Source organism: Cupriavidus sp. OTU4054, assembly GCF_038440175.1.
GTDB classification, from domain to species: domain Bacteria; phylum Pseudomonadota; class Gammaproteobacteria; order Burkholderiales; family Burkholderiaceae; genus Cupriavidus; species Cupriavidus pauculus_D.
On the sequence record NZ_JASATF010000014.1, the window covers coordinates 112,599 to 129,417 of the forward strand.

The 16,819-nt window shown below is 66.1% G+C and carries 12 protein-coding genes; 1 reads left to right on the forward strand and 11 read right to left on the reverse strand.

The window, feature by feature from the left end:
• Nucleotides 1–41: 41 nt before the first annotated feature.
• The 3 genes from mlaE to AAHB16_RS17820 form a co-directional block, all read right to left on the reverse strand.
• On the reverse strand, nt 42–827 hold the full coding sequence (mlaE, locus tag AAHB16_RS17810; RefSeq protein WP_150373539.1) for a lipid asymmetry maintenance ABC transporter permease subunit MlaE: 786 nt from the start codon (nt 825–827) through the stop codon (nt 42–44).
• Entirely contained in the window at nt 824–1,639 is an 816-nt protein-coding gene (locus AAHB16_RS17815) for an ABC transporter ATP-binding protein (protein WP_446718107.1), read from the reverse strand. Before AAHB16_RS17815 ends, mlaE begins: the two co-directional genes overlap by 4 nt.
• Before the next feature lie 213 nt (nt 1,640–1,852).
• On the reverse strand, nt 1,853–2,944 hold the full coding sequence (locus AAHB16_RS17820) for a Bug family tripartite tricarboxylate transporter substrate binding protein (RefSeq protein WP_342051602.1): 1,092 nt from the start codon (nt 2,942–2,944) through the stop codon (nt 1,853–1,855).
• Between the two features lie 244 nt (nt 2,945–3,188).
• On the opposite strand from AAHB16_RS17820, the gene AAHB16_RS17825 reads away from it, so the two are divergent.
• Nucleotides 3,189–3,743 carry a GNAT family N-acetyltransferase gene (locus AAHB16_RS17825; protein WP_150373537.1) on the forward strand — a complete coding sequence of 185 codons (555 nt, stop codon included), beginning with the start codon at nt 3,189–3,191 and terminating at the stop codon, nt 3,741–3,743.
• Here AAHB16_RS17825 and AAHB16_RS17830 read toward each other — a convergent pair.
• From AAHB16_RS17830 to AAHB16_RS17865, 8 genes are all read right to left on the reverse strand, one after another.
• A complete protein-coding gene (locus tag AAHB16_RS17830; RefSeq protein WP_150373536.1) occupies nt 3,740–5,203 on the reverse strand; it encodes a glutamate synthase subunit beta in 1,464 nt (487 codons plus the stop codon). The genes AAHB16_RS17825 and AAHB16_RS17830 overlap by 4 nt on opposite strands.
• A 126-nt stretch (nt 5,204–5,329) precedes the next feature.
• Nucleotides 5,330–9,997 carry a glutamate synthase-related protein gene (locus tag AAHB16_RS17835; protein WP_223851536.1) on the reverse strand — a complete coding sequence of 1,556 codons (4,668 nt, stop codon included), beginning with the start codon at nt 9,995–9,997 and terminating at the stop codon, nt 5,330–5,332.
• A 377-nt stretch (nt 9,998–10,374) separates the two neighbouring features.
• Nucleotides 10,375–11,094, reverse strand: coding sequence for a transposase (locus AAHB16_RS17840; protein ID WP_150373535.1), 720 nt, complete (start codon nt 11,092–11,094; stop codon nt 10,375–10,377).
• A 91-nt stretch (nt 11,095–11,185) separates the two neighbouring features.
• Complete coding sequence (locus AAHB16_RS17845; RefSeq protein WP_150373534.1) at nt 11,186–12,322, reverse strand: deoxyguanosinetriphosphate triphosphohydrolase; 1,137 nt, start codon at nt 12,320–12,322, stop codon at nt 11,186–11,188.
• Between the two features lie 60 nt (nt 12,323–12,382).
• The gene (aroB, locus tag AAHB16_RS17850) at nt 12,383–13,489 is read right to left on the reverse strand and encodes a 3-dehydroquinate synthase (protein ID WP_150373533.1); all 1,107 of its coding nucleotides are present in this window, start codon (nt 13,487–13,489) and stop codon (nt 12,383–12,385) included.
• Nucleotides 13,486–14,073: a shikimate kinase gene (locus AAHB16_RS17855; protein ID WP_150373532.1), complete on the reverse strand. Its 588-nt coding sequence runs from the start codon at nt 14,071–14,073 to the stop codon at nt 13,486–13,488. Before AAHB16_RS17855 ends, aroB begins: the two co-directional genes overlap by 4 nt.
• Nucleotides 14,074–14,181: 108 nt before the next feature.
• A complete protein-coding gene (pilQ, locus tag AAHB16_RS17860; RefSeq protein ID WP_150373531.1) occupies nt 14,182–16,317 on the reverse strand; it encodes a type IV pilus secretin PilQ in 2,136 nt (711 codons plus the stop codon).
• Entirely contained in the window at nt 16,314–16,796 is a 483-nt protein-coding gene (locus AAHB16_RS17865; RefSeq protein ID WP_342051614.1) for a pilus assembly protein PilP, read from the reverse strand. Before AAHB16_RS17865 ends, pilQ begins: the two co-directional genes overlap by 4 nt.
• Nucleotides 16,797–16,819: the final 23 nt, after the last annotated feature.

Consider the following 16,819-nt stretch of genomic DNA (forward strand, 5'->3'; position numbering starts at 1 on the left):
TTGTCTTTTCCATTCTGTTTTTCTGTTCTGTCGGTGCTGCCTCAGCTGAACATCAGCGCAGTCAGCAGGAAGTCCAGCCCGAGCACGGCCAGCGAGGCCAGCACCACGGTCCGCGTGGTGGCGCGTGACACGCCCTCCGGCGTCGGACGTGCCTCGAAGCCCTGGTACAACGCGATAAACGTCACCGCAACGCCAAAAATAAAGCTCTTGATCACGCCATTGAGCACGTCGGCGCGCACATCCACCCCGCCCTGCATCTGCGACCAGAACGCGCCCGAGTCCACGCCGATCAGCTGCACGCCGACGAGGTAGCCGCCGAGAATGCCCACCGCGCTGAAGATCGCCGCGAGAATCGGCATGGCAATCACGCCGGCCCAGAAGCGCGGCGCGATCACGCGCTGCAGCGGGTTCACGGCCATCATCTCCATCGCGGTCAGTTGCTCGCCCGCCTTCATCAGGCCGATCTCGGCGGTCAGCGACGTGCCCGCCCGGCCCGCGAACAGCAGCGCGGACACCACGGGCCCGAGCTCGCGCACGAGCGACAGCGCCACGAGCAGGCCCAGCGCCTGTTCGGAGCCATAGCGATTCAGCGTGTAGTAGCCCTGCAGACCGAGCACGAAGCCGACGAACAGCCCCGATACGGCGATGATCACCAGCGACAGGTTGCCGACGAAGAAGACCTGATCGGTCACGAGCCGCGGACGGCGCAGCAGCGCGGGCGACAGCGCCACCATCGAGGCGAACATCCGCGCGCCATTGCCGATGCCGCTGATGCCGAGCCGCACGAATGCGCCGATGGCGCTGAAGAACGACACGACGGCGTTCATCGTCCACCTCCCCACCGGCCATTGCTCGCCAGGAAATCTTCGGCAAGCGTCGGGCCGCCATAGTGGAACGGCACCGGGCCGTCGGCCTCGGCGTGCACGAACTGATGCACGAACGGATCGGTCGAGGCGCGCAGCGCTTCGGGCTCGCCCTCCGCGGCGATGCGGCCGTTGGCAATGAAATAGACGTAGTCCGCGATCTGGAAGGTCTCCTGCACGTCATGCGACACGATGATCGTGGTCGCGCCGAGCGCATCGTTGAGATTGCGGATCAGGCGTGCCGTCAGGCCCAGCGAGATGGGGTCGAGTCCCGCGAACGGTTCGTCGTACATGAGCAGCGACGGATCGAGCGCGATCGCGCGCGCCAGCGCCACCCGACGGGCCATGCCGCCAGAGATCTGCGCGGGCATGAGGTCGCGCGCGCCGCGCAGGCCCACCGCATTGAGCTTCATCAGCACGAGGTCCCGAATCATCGAGTCGGGCAGATCGGTGTGCTCCCGGAGCGGAAACGCGACGTTGTCGAATACCGACAGATCAGTGAACAGGGCGCCAAACTGGAACAGCATGCCCATCTGCCGTCGCACGGCGTACAGGCCGCGCTGGTCGAGGGCGTCGATGTTCTTGCCCGCGAACGTCACTTGTCCGCGCCGCGGCCGCACCTGTCCGCCGATCAGGCGCAACACGGTGGTCTTGCCGCAGCCGGAACCGCCCATCACGGCAACCACCTTGCCGCGCGGGAAGCGCATGGTCAGGCCCGAAAGAATCGGTTTGTCGCCATCCGCGTACGCGAAGTCGACATCGTCGAGCACGACGATGTCTTCCGCTGCCTGCGCACGGCCAGTCGAAGCCGTGGAGAACGCGGACGGGTCGGAAAGGTCGGGAGTGGTAGCGGTCACATTAACACCGGATTGGACAGGCGGCCATTATAAGGGCTACCACCTAGACGTGCCGGATGCCGTGTGACTGCCGTTACATTTGAAGAAATTGCCAGCTTGGTCAGCGAACTTGCCGCAAATAGCCTGCAACTTTCACGGTTCGCCGCCGTGCGAGGCCTGGCGCAGGATCACCTGCCACTGGATGGACTCCGATCGAATGGCCGTTGCAAACGCCTCGGGGGAGTCGCGCACGGGGGTCAGGCCGGCCGCCATCAGCCGCGCGCGCACCTCGCGCTCGCCCGTGACGCCGTCCAGTTCGTACGCCAGCCGCGCCACGATCGCGCGCGGCGTCTTGGCTGGCGCCATGACCCCGTACCAGGCCGCGGCGGCATAGCCTTCGAGCCCCGCTTCCTGCAGCGTCGGCACCTGCGGCGCCAGCGGCGAGCGCGTCATGCCCGTCACCGCGAGCAGCTTCAGGCCGGCCGGACCGCCGCCAGGCCCGGCATTGCGCAGATGGCTCTGCACCGCCGCAAACGAGCAGAAACAGGCACTGATGCGGCCCGCCAGAATTTCCTGCACGACCGCGTTCTCGCCCTTCGCCGCCACCAGCGGCACGCCGTTGGCCAGGCCACGTACGGCGTATTCGGCATACAGATGCGCGGGACTGCCGGGCTGGCCATAGCCATAGCTGTACGCGGAAGGATTCGACCGCACGGCCGTGTTCCACTGCTGCGGCGTCTGCATCGGCAGGCGGCCGTCGATCACGAGAAACAGCGGCATCGTCGCCACCCGCCCGACCGGCGTGAAGTCGCGCACCACGTCGTAGGGGACGGGCTCGAGTCCGGGCTGGATCAGCATATTGGCCTGATGGAACAGCAGCGTATGGCCGTCGGAACTGGCCTTGGCCACCACATCGCCGGCCGTCGTGCCCGCGGCGCCGGGGCGGTTGTCCACCTCCACGGCCACGCCGAGCCGCGCGGACAGGCGCTCGGCCAGCAGGCGCGCGACCGCGTCCGCCACGCCGCCCGCGGGGAACGGCACGATCAGTCGCATCGCTCGCGCGGGATACGACATGGGCCGGGACGCCATGGCGTCAGACGACTGCGCGCGGGCGGGTGCCGCCAGACTGGCTGTCAGGCTGGCCACCAGCACCATGGCCGCGAGTAATGCCGGGCGCCTTCGAAGGCTAGCCGGCAACTTCGCTCGACCTCGCCAAAGCCGCGACAACGTGCGCACTTCGGGCATCAATTTCCTCCGCGCCGCGGCTGAGCCACGGCATACCGTCGGCTGAAAGGATTGCGAGGTGGTTTCGCGTTGGGTGTTACAGGAATGGAAGCCGTACAGGAAAATTGTACGAACTCGCCCCCGGCGGGCACAGACCACGTAAACCATAGCCGGGTGGACCCCAATGGCTCCTGTGGCGCCCCTGTGGCGCCGCGCGTGGTGGCGCAGGGGACGGCGCGTGCGCGCGGCTCCCTATAATCCACGCATGTCCGAACTCGTACTGCGGCGCATGACTGGCGCCGACCTGGCCGGCGTGATCGCGGTGCAGGCCCAATGCTATGGCGACAGCCTGATCGAATCCGAAGCGGCGCTGGCCAGCCGCATCGCCCTCTCTCCACAAACCTGCTGGATGGCGGCACGCGCCGACGGCGAATGGCTCGGCTACCTGCTCACACATCCGTGGCCGGCGGCCTCGCTTCCGCCATGGGATGGCGTGCTCGCGCGCGGCTGGACCGCGCAGACGCCACTGGTCTGGTTCGTCCACGACATGGCGGTCGCCCCCACGGGGCGCGGCACGGGCGTCGCGATGCGGCTCTACGACGCGGCGCGCGCGGCGGCGGTGGAACAGGGATTGGAGATGTCGCGCCTGATCGCCGTGCAGTCGGCGGCGCCATGGTGGCGCAGGCTTGGGTACGCGCCGGTGGATGCGGAAGCGTCGTACGCGGCCAAACTGGCCGCATATGGCAATACGGCGGTACTCATGGAAAAGCGCCTGTCTCCCGAAGGCGACAGGCGCTTCGATACCACGGCTGCGAATTAACGCGGCAGTTCGGTGTGGCCCATCAGGAAGGCGTCCACCGAGCGCGCGGCCTGGCGGCCTTCGCGGATCGCCCACACCACGAGCGACTGGCCACGGCGCACGTCACCGGCCGCGAACACCTTCGGCACGTTGGTGTAGTACGCGCGATCGCCTTCGGTCGAGGCCTTGGCGTTCTTGCGCGCATCGGTATCGACGCCGAACGCTTCGAGCACCGAACCCACGGGGTTCGTGAAGCCCATCGCCAGCAGCACGAGGTCGGCCGGCAGCACGAACTCGCTGTCGGGCACTTCCTGCATGCGGCCATCCTTCCACTCGACGCGGCAGGCCTTCAGGGCCTTGATCTTGCCGTTCTCGCCGATGAATTCCTTCGTGGCCACGGACCAGTCGCGCGAGCAGCCTTCGTCGTGCGACGACGACGTGCGCAGCTTGATCGGCCAGTACGGCCACACCAGCGGCTTGTTCTCTTCTTCCGGCGGCTGCGGCAGCAGTTCGAACTGCGTCACGGACGCGGCGCCATGGCGGTTCGACGTACCCACGCAGTCGGAGCCCGTATCGCCGCCACCGATCACGATCACGTGCTTGCCTTCGGCGCGGATGTCGTTCAGGCCATCGCCCGCGACTTCCTTGTTCTGCGGAATCAGGAACTCCAGCGCATAGTGCACGCCATCCAGCTCGCGGCCCGGCGCCGGCAGATCGCGCGGCACTTCGGAGCCGCCGGCCAGCACCACGGCGTCGAACTGGTCCATCAGCGCCTGCGCGCTGACCGTCTCGCGGGCGTAGTTCTTGATGCCGGCCGGCAGCGCGCCGTCGGTCACCATCACGCCGGCACGGAAGGTCACGCCTTCGGCCTGCATCTGCTCGATGCGGCGGTCGATCAGCGTCTTCTCCATCTTGAAGTCGGGAATGCCGTAACGCAGCAGGCCGCCGATGCGGTCGTTCTTCTCGAACACGGTCACATCGTGGCCGGCGCGTGCCAGCTGCTGCGCGGCAGCCAGGCCCGCGGGGCCCGAACCCACCACGGCGACGGTCTTGCCGGTCTTGTGCTTCGGCACATGCGGCGCCACCCAGCCTTCTTCCCAGGCCTTGTCGATGATCGCGTGTTCGATCGACTTGATGCCCACCGGCAGTTCGTTGATGCCGAGCGTGCAGGCGGCCTCGCACGGTGCCGGGCAGATGCGGCCCGTGAACTCGGGGAAGTTGTTCGTCTGGTGCAGCACCTCGATCGCCGACTTCCAGTCCTGGCGATACACGAGGTCGTTGAAGTCGGGAATGATGTTGTTGACCGGGCAGCCGTTGTTGCAGAACGGAATGCCGCAGTCCATGCAGCGCGCACCCTGGATCTTCGCTTCGCTGTCCGACAGCGCGAACACGAATTCCTTGTAGTGCTTCACGCGCTTGACTACGGTCTCGTAGCCTTCGTTCTGGCGCGGAAATTCGAGAAAGCCAGTCGCCTTACCCATGTTGCGTCCTTGGTCTTGCTGCGCGAGGCCGGCTAGCGGACCGGCCTCGCTGTGAGGTCATCTTGTATGCGCCGCGGGCCCTGAACGGTGCCGCGGCGCGTTTCTGGTGTGGCCTGTGACGAAGCGTCAGGCTGCCACGGGCTCGCGATCGGCGTCGCGCGCGGCCTGTTCCTTCTCGAACATCTCGCCCAGCGCGCGCTTGTACTCGGTCGGGAAGACCTTGACGAACTTGCGGCGTGCCGTCGCCCAGTCGGAGAGCAGTGCCTTCGCGCGCTCGGAACCGGTGTAGCGGAAATGCTGCTCGATCAGGTTCTTCAGGATCGTCTCGTCCAGCACGCGCTCGCCGTCCACCTTGTGCCATTGCGCCTTCGGCTGGCCCTTCTCCTGATCGGCCCCGGCCAGCACGGCCTCGAGCGCGACCATCGACGTGTTGCAGCGCTTGTCGAACAGGCCGTCCTCGTCGTAGACGTAAGCGACGCCGCCCGACATGCCGGCCGCGAAGTTACGGCCCGTGCCGCCCAGCACGACGATCGTGCCGCCGGTCATGTACTCGCAACCGTGATCGCCGGTACCTTCTACGACGGCCACCGCGCCCGAGTTACGCACGGCGAAACGCTCGCCGGCCACGCCGTTGAAGAACGCCTCGCCCGCAATCGCGCCGTACAGCACCGTGTTGCCCACGATGATGTTGCGCGTGGGGTCGCCGCGGAACTCGTGCGGCGTGCGCACGATCACGCGGCCGCCCGACAGGCCCTTGCCCACGTAGTCGTTGCCGTCGCCGACCAGGTCCAGCGTGATGCCGTGCGCGAGGAACGCGCCGAACGACTGACCCGCCGTGCCCTGCAGCTGGATGTGGATCGTGTCGTCAGGCAGGCCTTCGTGGCCGTACTGCTTGGCCACCACGCCCGACAGCATCGCGCCGACGGTACGGTTCACGTTCTTGACGGGCTGGATGAACGACACGCGTTCGCCCTTGTCGATCGCGGGACGGGCCTTGGCGATCAGCACGTGGTCCAGCGCCTTGCCGGCTTCCACCGACAGGCCGTGGTCCTGCGTGTCCGTATGGAAACGCGGCACGTCGGCGGCGATCGGCGCCTGGTAGAAGATGCGGCCGAAGTCCAGGCCGCGCGCCTTCCAGTGCTCGATGCCGGCACGCGTGTCGAGCAGGTCGGCGCGGCCGATCAGCTCGTCGAACGTGCGAATGCCCAGTTGCGCCATGATCTCGCGCGCTTCTTCCGCAACGAAGAAGAAGAAGTTGACGACATGCTCGGGCTTGCCCTGGAATTTCTTGCGCAGCGCCGGATCCTGCGTGGCCACGCCCACCGGGCAGGTGTTCAGATGGCACTTGCGCATCATGATGCAGCCCTCGGCGACCAGCGGTGCCGTGGCAAAGCCGAACTCGTCCGCGCCAAGCAATGCGCCGATGACGATGTCGCGGCCCGTCTTCATCTGGCCGTCGGCCTGCACGCGGATGCGGTTGCGCAGACCGTTGAGCATCAGCGTCTGCTGCGTCTCGGCCAGGCCCAGTTCCCACGGCGTACCGGCATGCTTGATCGACGACCACGGCGATGCGCCGGTGCCGCCGTCATGGCCGGCGATCACGACGTGATCGGCCTTGGCCTTGGCAACGCCCGCGGCAATCGTACCCACGCCCACTTCGGACACGAGCTTCACCGAGATATCCGACACCGGGTTGACGTTCTTCAGGTCGTGGATCAGCTGTGCCAGATCCTCGATCGAGTAGATGTCATGGTGCGGCGGCGGCGAGATCAGGCCCACGCCCGGCACCGAGCAACGCAGCTTGCCGATGTAGTCGGACACCTTGTGGCCCGGCAGCTGGCCGCCTTCGCCCGGCTTGGCGCCCTGCGCCATCTTGATCTGGATCTGGTCGGCCGATGCCAGGTATTCGGCGGTCACGCCGAAACGGCCCGACGCCACCTGCTTGATCTTCGAGCGCAGCGAATCGCCGGCCTGCAGTTGCAGGTCGCGTTCGATCACGTTGTCGCCGAGCAGGCCCTTGAGCGTCTCGCCCTGCTTGATGGGAATGCCGCGCAGTTCGTTGCGATAGCGCTTCTCGTCCTCGCCGCCCTCGCCCGTGTTCGACTTGCCGCCGATGCGGTTCATCGCCACGGCCAGCGTGGTGTGGGCTTCGGTCGAGATCGAGCCGAGCGACATCGCGCCCGTGGCAAAACGCTTGACGATCTCCTTGGCCGGCTCCACTTCCTCGAGCGGAATCGCGCGCGCCGGGTCCACCTTGAACTCGAACAGGCCGCGCAGCGTCATGTGGCGACGGCTCTGGTCGTTGATGATGTTCGCGTATTCCTTGTACGTCTGGTACGCGCCCTTGCCGTCGTCGGCACGCACCGAGTGCTGGAGCTTGGCCACCGAATCCGGGGTCCACATATGCTCCTCGCCACGGACGCGATAGGCGTATTCGCCGCCAGTGTCGAGCATGCTCTCGAGCACGGGGTTGTTGCCGAACGCGTCGCGATGCAGACGCAGCGCCTCCTCGGCCACCTCGAAGATGCCGATGCCTTCCACGTTCGACGGCGTGCCGTGGAAATACTTCTGCACGAGCTCGCGCGACAGGCCGATGGCTTCGAAGATCTGGGCGCCCGTGTACGACATGTACGTGGAGATGCCCATCTTCGACATGACCTTGTACAGGCCCTTGCCGATCGCCTTGACGAAGTTCTTCACGGCCTTGTCCGAGGACAGGTCGCCCGACAGGCCCGAAGCCATGTCGGCCAGCGTTTCCATCGCGAGGTACGGGTGCACGGCTTCCGCGCCGTAGCCGGCCAGCAGCGCGAAGTGGTGCACTTCGCGGGCCGAACCGGTTTCGACGACCAGGCCCGTCGACGTGCGCAGGCCCTTCTCCACCAGATGGTGGTGGACGGCCGACGTGGCCAGCAGCGCGGGAATCGCCACCTGGCCGTCATCGACGCGGCGGTCGGTCACGATCAGGATGTTGTAGCCCGAGCGCACGGCATCCACGGCCTCGGCGCACAGCGACGCGAGGCGCGCCTCGATGCCTTCCTTGCCCCACTGGACCGGATAGCAGATGTTGAGCTCGTACGAACGGAACTTGCCGCCCGTGTAGTGCTCGATGTTGCGGATCTTCGCGATGTCCTTGAAGTCCAGCACGGGCTGGGACACTTCGAGGCGCATCGGCGGGTTGATGTTGTTCAGCTCGAGCAGGTTCGGCTTCGGGCCGATGAACGACACCAGCGACATGACCATGTTTTCGCGGATCGGATCGATCGGCGGGTTGGTCACCTGCGCGAACAGCTGCTTGAAGTAGTGGTACAGCGTCTTGTTCTTCGACGACAGCACGGCCAGGGGCGAGTCGTTGCCCATCGAGCCCGTGGCTTCCTCGCCCGCGATGGCCATCGGCGCCATCAGGAACTTGACGTCTTCCTGCGTGTAGCCGAACGCCTGCTGGCGGTCGAGCAGACGCGCCACCGGCTTCTTCTCGGCGGCCACGTCCTCGGCCTTCGCGTCGATCTCGTCGAGCTTGATCCGCACGGCGTCGATCCAGCTCTTGTACGGCTTGGCGTTGGCGAGGTTGTCCTTCAGTTCCTTGTCGTCGATGATGCGGCCCTGTTCCATGTCGATCAGGAACATCTTGCCCGGCTGCAGGCGCCACTTCTGCACCACGCGCGACTCGGGGAACGGCAGCACGCCGGCTTCCGACGCGAGCACGACGATATCGTCCTCGGTCACGTAGAAACGCGCGGGACGCAGGCCGTTACGGTCGAGCGTCGCGCCGATCTGGCGGCCGTCGGTGAAGCAGATGGCGGCGGGGCCGTCCCACGGCTCCATCATCGCGGCGTGGTACTCGTAGAACGCGCGGCGGTTGTCGTCCATCAGCGTGTGCTGTTCCCACGCTTCCGGAATCATCATCATCATCGCGTGGACGAGCGGATAGCCGGCCATCGTCAGCAGCTCGAGGCAGTTGTCGAACGATGCGGTATCCGACTGGCCCGGATAGATCAGCGGCCACAGCTTCGGCAGATCGTCGCCGAGCACCGGCGAGGAGATCGCGCCGGTACGCGCGTTGATCCAGTTGACGTTGCCCTTCACCGTGTTGATTTCGCCGTTGTGGGCGACCATGCGGTAAGGGTGGGCCAGCTCCCATGCGGGGAACGTGTTCGTGGAGAAGCGCTGGTGCACGAGCGCCAGCGCCGACACAGTGCGCGAGTCCTGCAGGTCCAGGTAGTACTCGCCGACCTGGTTCGCCAGCAGCAGGCCCTTGTAGACCACCGTGCGCGCCGACATCGACGGCACGAAGTATTCCTTGCCGTGCTTGAGCTTGAGCGCCTGGATCGCGTGGCTCGCGGTCTTGCGGATCACGTACAGCTTACGTTCCAGCGCGTCCGTGGTCATGATGTCGCGGCCGCGACCGATGAAGATCTGGCGGATCACGGGTTCCGTCTTGCGGACCGTCGGCGACATCGGCATGTTGCAGTCGACCGGCACATCGCGCCAGCCCAGCACGACCTGGCCTTCCAGGCGGACCGTGCGCTCGAGCTCCTGCTCGCAGGCCAGGCGGGAGGCGTGTTCCTTCGGCAGGAAGATCATGCCGACGCCGTATTCGCCGTTGGGCGGCAGCGTCACGCCCTGCTTGGCCATCTCTTCGCGATAGAACTGGTCCGGAATCTGGATCAGGATGCCCGCGCCGTCGCCCATCAGCGGGTCCGCGCCGACGGCGCCCCGGTGGTCGAGGTTCTCGAGGATCTTCAGGCCCTGGCTGACGATCTCGTGGGTCTTCTTGCCCTTGATATGCGCGACCATGCCGACGCCGCAGGCGTCCTTTTCGTTGGTCGGGTCATAGAGGCCCTGTGCCTGCGGAAGCCCGCTGGACTCGACTTCGATGGGCAGGTCGGTGGTGTGTTGCGTTTGGTCCACGGGCAGTAATCCGGTGAAGGCCGCGCTATCAGCAGGGGACCGTAGGGCTCGGCTGTCGCATCGCTTGTCAGGGAAGATCGCTCTTCAGGGCAGATGTCGGGACAGCGGTACCGCTGCGGCGTACACAAGCGTGACGCGCCGCACAATGAAATGTGGGTGGAGCAACTATATGAGAATCCCGAATGACTCGCAAAACTTATTAAATGGGGTCAGAACATAATTAAATCTGCACCATTTTTTACGGTCATTTTAATGGGGACATATTACTCGGCATCCACTTCTGCACCGACTTGCGCCACAGCACGCCTGGGCCTTCCCTTCGGCAGCGGGTGCACGCGGCGCGTCCCCTGCCGCCCCAGCTGGGCCAGAAATGCCTCGTCGCCCAACGGCCATCCACTATGGGCATGCTGCTGCAGCGTCGCGAGGGTCTTGCCGGACAGGCCTTCCGCGGTTAGCGTGCGGTAATTCGATTGGCGTTCGAACGGGGTATTGCCTAAGGCCCAGTAAAGAGAGTGATCGCTCACCAGTGGACTGGCCTCGATCCCCGCGTGGTGACGGTAGCTGCTCCACCGGTCGAGTTCGGGCGATGCGCACTCGCCGGCACGGACCGCGTTGCTTTCCGCGTAGAGCATGGCCGGGAGCAGCCAGGCCTCGGGGTCGAGCACCGCGGAGCGAAAGCGCCCTTCCCACAGCGTGCCGGTCCGCGACGCCACGCGGTTGAAGTACCGCGCATAGCGGCGGCCCACGGCCTGCATCACGAGGCTCAGCGCGTCCGGCCCCTTCGGCGTGGCGACCAGATGGACGTGGTTCGGGCGCAGGGCATAGGCGTGCACGGCCAGATCGTGCTCGCGCGCGGCCATGCGCAGGCAGTCGAGGTACTCGGCGTAGTCGTCGGGCCCCTGGAAAATGGGCTGGCGGTTGTTGCCACGCTGCAACACGTGGGCGGGAAGACCGGTCGGGGAGAGTCGGGGTAAGCGGGCCATCGGGCGGCATCAGCGGATTGGATCGCGAATGCCGCCATGATAGCCGTTCCCGCGGCTTATCCGTCCCCATTTTTTTGGGAACGGTGGGCGGCTAGTCGCTCTCGCTGACCGCGAAGATACGGCGGTGCTCGCGAATCGCGTACCGGTCCGTCATGCCGGCGATGTAGTGCGCGATCAGCCGCGGCTGATCGCCGCCGTGGCCGGCCTGGTACTGCGGCGGCAGCAGGCGCGCATCGGCCATGAATGCCGAGAACAGGTCCGACACGATGCGCTGCGCCTTCGCGGACATCCGCATCACGAGGTAATGCCGGTACAGGTGCCGGAACAGGAAGCGCTTGAGCGTGGCCGCTTCCTCGTGGACCTTCGGGCTGAACGCGACCAGCGTGCCGGCCGCGCGCACGGCGTCGATCGACTTCACGTTCGCGGCCGCGATGTTCTGCGTCGTGGTCTCGATCAGATCGACGATCAGCGTATTGATCATGCGCCGGACCGTCTCGTTGATCGCGCGGCGGCCATTGATCCCGGGGAAGGCCTTGGCCACCTCGGCGCGGTGGCGCGCCCACATCGGGACTTCATCGAGCTGGTCGAGCGTCAGCAACCCCGACCGCAGGCCATCGTCGATATCGTGGTTGTTGTACGCGATCTCGTCGGCAAGGTTGGCCAGCTGCGCCTCGAGCGAGGGCTGCGCGCCCTCCAGGAAGCGCCGGCCCAGCTCCCCGAGCGCCGCCGCGTTGACGCGCGAGCAATGCTTGAGAATGCCTTCGCGCGTCTCGAACGTGAGGTTCAGGCCGTTGAAGCCGCCGTAGCGCTCCTCCAGTTCATCGACGACGAGCAGGCTCTGCAGGTTGTGCTCGAACCCGCCATGGTTCTTCATGCAGGTATTGAGCGCGTCCTGCCCCGCATGGCCGAAAGGGGTGTGGCCAAGGTCGTGGGCCAGCGAGATCCCCTCGACGAGGTCCTCGTTGAGCCGCAGGTTACGGGCGATGGAACGCGCGATTTGCGCCACCTCGAGGCTATGCGTGAGCCGCGTGCGGAACAGGTCGCCCTCGTGATTGACGAAGACCTGCGTCTTGTATTCGAGCCGCCGGAACGCCGTGCTGTGGATCACGCGGTCGCGATCGCGCTGGAACTCGCTGCGCGACGACGATGCGGCTTCCGCGTGCACCCGGCCGCGCGACTGCGCGGAGCGGGCGGCGTAGGGGGCGAGGTGGGATTCGAAATCGGTCATGCGGCAATCCGTGAGTCCAACATGGGGTCGGCGTTTGGGTTGCGAGGCATGGCCGTTCGGTCAGGCGACCGGCGCCTCGGTCGGGGGTTTCAACACCGCGTGACGCAGCGTGTCGCGCAGGTCCGGGTCCGGCACGGTGGTGATGAACGCCTCGCCCAGCTTCCGCAGCAGGATGAACTTGATGCTGCCGGCCTCGGCCTTCTTGTCCACCTTCATCAGTTCGATATAGCGATCGACGCCGAGGTCCGGCGCCACCACGGGCAGCATCGCCTTCTGCGTCAGCGTGCGGATGCGCGCCAGCGTTTCCACGTCGATAAAGCCGAGGCGGTGCGACAGATCGGCCGCCATCACCATGCCGCAGCCGACGGCCTCGCCGTGCAGCCACTCGCCGTACCCCATGCCCGCTTCGATCGCATGGCCGAACGTATGGCCGAAGTTCAGAATCGCGCGCAGGCCGCCTTCGCGCTCGTCCTGGGCCACCACGGACGCCTTGATCTCGCAGGAGCGGCGCACGGCCTCGGCCATGCGGTCCGTATCGCACGCGTTCAGCGCGTCGATATGCGTGGCGATCCATTCGAAGTACTCGGCATCGGCGATCGCACCGTGCTTGATGACCTCGGCCATGCCGGCCGCCAGTTCGCGCGGCGGCAGCGTGCGCAGCGCGTCGATATCGGCAATGACCGCGTTCGGCTGGTGGAACGCACCGATCATGTTCTTGCCGAGCGGATGGTTGATGCCCGTCTTGCCGCCCACCGACGAGTCCACCTGCGCCAGCAGCGTGGTCGGCATCTGCACGAACGGCACACCGCGCATATAGGAGGCCGCGGCAAACCCGGTCATGTCGCCCACCACACCGCCGCCCAGCGCGACCAGCGTGGTCTTGCGGTCCGCCCCGGCGCGCAGCAGCGCGTCGAAGATCAGATTCAGCGTATCCCACTGCTTGAAACGCTCGCCATCGGGCAGCGTCACCACGCGCACGGTCTTGCCGAGCGACGTCAGCGCGGCCTCCACGCGCGCGGCGTAGAGCGGGCCCACCGTCTCGTTGGTGACGATGACCGCGTGCTGGCCGCGGATATGCGGCGCCAGCAGGTCGGCACGGCCAAGCAGGCCGCCGCCGATATGGATCGGGTAACTGCGCGCCCCGAGGTCGACTTCAAGCGTAATCATGTGTGGGAACCCTGCACCGGTTCGTTCTCCGCGTCCTCGGATATCGCCGCGCGCGGAAACACGTAGCCGGCCATTTCAAGTTGCATGAGAACCATATTAGCAAGCTGCGCCACGGACGGCTTGCCGGTTTCGATAATGAAGTCCGCCACCTCGCGGTAGAGCGGGTCGCGCTCGGCGAACAGGGCCTCCAGCCGGGCCTTCGGATTCTCGGTCTGGAGCAGCGGACGGTTGCGGTCGTGCCGCGTACGCAGCCACAGGTCGTGCGGGCTCGCGCGCAGGTACACCACCGTGCCGTTGGCCTTCAGCGCGGCCCGGTTGGCCGGGCGCAGCACCGCGCCACCGCCCGTTGCCAGCACGATGCCCTGCCGGCTCGTCAGCTCGGCAATCGCCTGTTCCTCGCGATCGCGGAAGCCCGCCTCTCCCTCGCACTCGAAAATCACCGGAATCTTCACGCCGCAGCGCGCTTCGAGTTCGTGGTCGGAATCGAAGAACGGGTAATCGAGGCGCCGGGCCACGGTGCGGCCGACGGTCGTCTTGCCGGCGCCCATCAGGCCGACAAAATAGAGGTTCGGAGCTGCTGTCACTGTCTTTGAGAAGGCAAGTAAGCTTTGCCTCACATATAAAAAAGGCCGCGTCGATGTGACGCGGCCTGCCAGTCTACTGCATCCCACGGGTGCGGCGCACCCGCGGCGTCATTTCAGCGACACATTGTCGTTCAGGATACGCGGGGTCAGGAACACCAGCAGTTCCGTGCGATCGTCCTGCTTCGAGTTGTCGCGGAACAGGTAGCCCAGCACAGGGATGTCGCCAAGCAGCGGCACCTTGTTCGAGTTGTTCTTCAGCGTCTGCTGATAGATACCCCCGATAACCACCGTGCCGCCGTTCTCGACCAGCACCTGCGTCTGCACGTGCTTGGTGTCGATGGCGAAACCGACCGGCGTCTGGATGCCCGGGCTGTCCTTGTTCACGTCCACTTCCAGCATCACGTTGCCTTCCGGCGTGATCTGGGGCGTCACCTCGAGCTTCAGGTTGGCCTTCTTGAAGCTGACCGCGGTCGCGCCGCTCGACGTCGATTGCTGGTACGGGAACTCGGTACCCTGCTCGATCAGCGCCTTCACGTTGTTGGCCGTGACCACGCGCGGGCTCGAGATGATCTTGCCCTTGCCGTCCGCTTCCAGCGCGGACAGTTCCAGCGCCAGGAACCGGCCCGCACCCGCGTTGAACAGGCTCACCGCCACGGACGCCGGGTTGATCGTGTTGATCGCGGCCGCCGGCAGGCTCACCGCCGGGCCGTTGTCCCACGTCGCGTCCTGCGTCACCGGACTCACCACGTTGGTGTACGAATTGCCGTAGCCCGCGCCGCTGCGCTGCGAGGCAAAGCCGAGCTTCACGCCGAGGTTGCGGCTGAACGTGTCCGACGCCTCGACGATGCGCGCCTCGATGATGACCTGGCGTACCGGAATGTCGATCTTCAGCAGGAACGACTGCACTTCCTCGAGCTTGCTGCCGATGTCCGACACGAACAGCTGGTTCGTACGCGGGTCCGCGGTGAGCGAGCCACGCTTGGACAGGATACGGTTTGCCGCCGCTCCGCCCACGCCACCCACGGCCGGTGCCGCGCCACCACCGGCACCACCCGTCGGGGCGATACCCAGCAGCATGCGGCGCACGTCGTCGGCGCGCTGGTAGTTCAGCTGGAACACCTGGCTGCGAATCGGCTCCAGTTCCACGATCTGCGCGCGCGCCTCGAGCTCGGCCTTTTCCTTCTCGGCCAGTTCGTTCTTCGGGGCGACCCACAGCACGTTGCCACTGCGGCGCGAAGCCAGGCCCTTGGCATCGAGCACGATCTGCAGCGCCTGATCCCACGGCACATCCTTGAGGCGCAGCGTCAGGTTGCCCTGCACCGATTCGCTCGTGATGATGTTGAGGCCCGTGAAGTCCGCGAACACCTGCAGCAGCGAACGGATGTCGATGTTCTGGAAGTTCAGCGACATGCGCTCGCCCCGGAAGCCCTGCCCCGAGATCAGCTTGTTGGGGTCTTCCTTGACCGGACGCACCTCGACCACGAACTGCGTGTCGGTCTGGTACGAACTGTATTCCCAGTTGCCACGCGGCTCGATCGTCAGACGCGCGTTCCCGGTCGTATCGGTCGCGCGCATCGACTGCACGGGCGAGCCGAAGTCGCTCACGTCGAAGCGGCGGCGCAGATCCGCGGGCAGCGTCGTGCCGAGGAAGTCCACCACGAGGTTCTGGCCCTGCTGCGCGATATTGATGCCCGAATCGCGCGACGACAGATCCACCACCACGCGGCCGGCATTGTCGGTACCGCGGCGGAAGTCGATGTTGCGCACGCTCGGCCGCGACGATGCCGCGGCAGCGGCTGCCGTGGCGCTCGGCGCGAACGTCGGTGCCGCCGGCTTGGTGGCCTGCGACGCGTTCTCGATCAGCACCACGAACTGGTTGCCGCGAATCTCGGTGCGGTACGGCGCGGTGCGCACGAGATCCAGCACCACGCGGGTACGGTTCCCGATCTGCATCACGTTGGCGCCCTTGAGCACCTTGCCCGCGTAGTCATACTGCGCGCGGCCCGGCGCAAAGCCGGTGTCCATCAGGTCGATGGCGATACGCGCGGGATTCTGCGTCGTGAAGTCCGCCGGCTTCTCGCGCGGCGGCGTCTGCAGGTCCACCGTGAATACGGTCTGTTCGCCAATCACGTTGGCGTCCACCTGCTTGACCTGGTTTGTCTGAGCCCATGCGGCCGGGGTGGCCAGCACGAGCGCCATCGCTGCGGCGCCCGCGAGCGCACGATACCAACGTGACGTGTTCATGCGGACCCCTCCAGCTTCAGGCTGGTCATTTTCTCTTTCCAATCTGTGACCCCTTCCCGAACCAATTCGCGCAACACGATCTCCTGATCGCTGATGCGGACCACCCGGCCATAGTTCTGGCCGAGATACTGACCCACCTTGACGTGGTGGATCTTGTTATCTACGCGTACGACACCGTAGGTCTCGCCGTTCTTTCTCATCATGCCGAGCATCTTGAAGTTCTCCAGCGGATAGTCTTCAAGCGGCTCGTGTCGCCGGCCGGCCTCCGGCGACTCGGACATCGTCTTGTTCAGCTCACCGATCTTCGTCTGCGCGAAGGGCTCCGGTGCACTGCGGCCGCCGTACTCGCGCGGCACGTAGGGCGTTACGTCGGGCAACGGCTCGGGCGGCGGCACCTTCGCCGCACGCGTCGCTGCCATCCAGTGCTGCAGTTCCTCTTCCTGGCCGCCCCCGCAGCCTCCCAACGCGACAACGGTCATCGTGGCAAGCACGGCCAGCGCAA

Excerpts from the sequence above, each read along its gene's own strand:
- mlaE (WP_150373539.1), bottom strand. The coding sequence starts at position 827 with ATGAACGCCGTCGTGTCGTTCTTCAGCGCCATCGGCGCATTCGTGCGG.
- AAHB16_RS17820 (WP_342051602.1), bottom strand. The coding sequence starts at position 2,944 with ATGCCCGAAGTGCGCACGTTGTCGCGGCTTTGGCGAGGTCGAGCGAAG.
- AAHB16_RS17825 (WP_150373537.1), top strand. The coding sequence starts at position 3,189 with ATGTCCGAACTCGTACTGCGGCGCATGACTGGCGCCGACCTGGCCGGC.
- AAHB16_RS17830 (WP_150373536.1), bottom strand. The coding sequence starts at position 5,203 with ATGGGTAAGGCGACTGGCTTTCTCGAATTTCCGCGCCAGAACGAAGGC.
- AAHB16_RS17835 (WP_223851536.1), bottom strand. The coding sequence starts at position 9,997 with ATGGTCGCGCATATCAAGGGCAAGAAGACCCACGAGATCGTCAGCCAG.
- AAHB16_RS17840 (WP_150373535.1), bottom strand. The coding sequence starts at position 11,094 with ATGGCCCGCTTACCCCGACTCTCCCCGACCGGTCTTCCCGCCCACGTG.
- AAHB16_RS17845 (WP_150373534.1), bottom strand. The coding sequence starts at position 12,322 with ATGACCGATTTCGAATCCCACCTCGCCCCCTACGCCGCCCGCTCCGCG.
- aroB (WP_150373533.1), bottom strand. The coding sequence starts at position 13,489 with ATGATTACGCTTGAAGTCGACCTCGGGGCGCGCAGTTACCCGATCCAT.
- pilQ (WP_150373531.1), bottom strand. The coding sequence starts at position 16,317 with ATGAACACGTCACGTTGGTATCGTGCGCTCGCGGGCGCCGCAGCGATG.
- AAHB16_RS17865 (WP_342051614.1), bottom strand. The coding sequence starts at position 16,796 with ATGACCGTTGTCGCGTTGGGAGGCTGCGGGGGCGGCCAGGAAGAGGAA.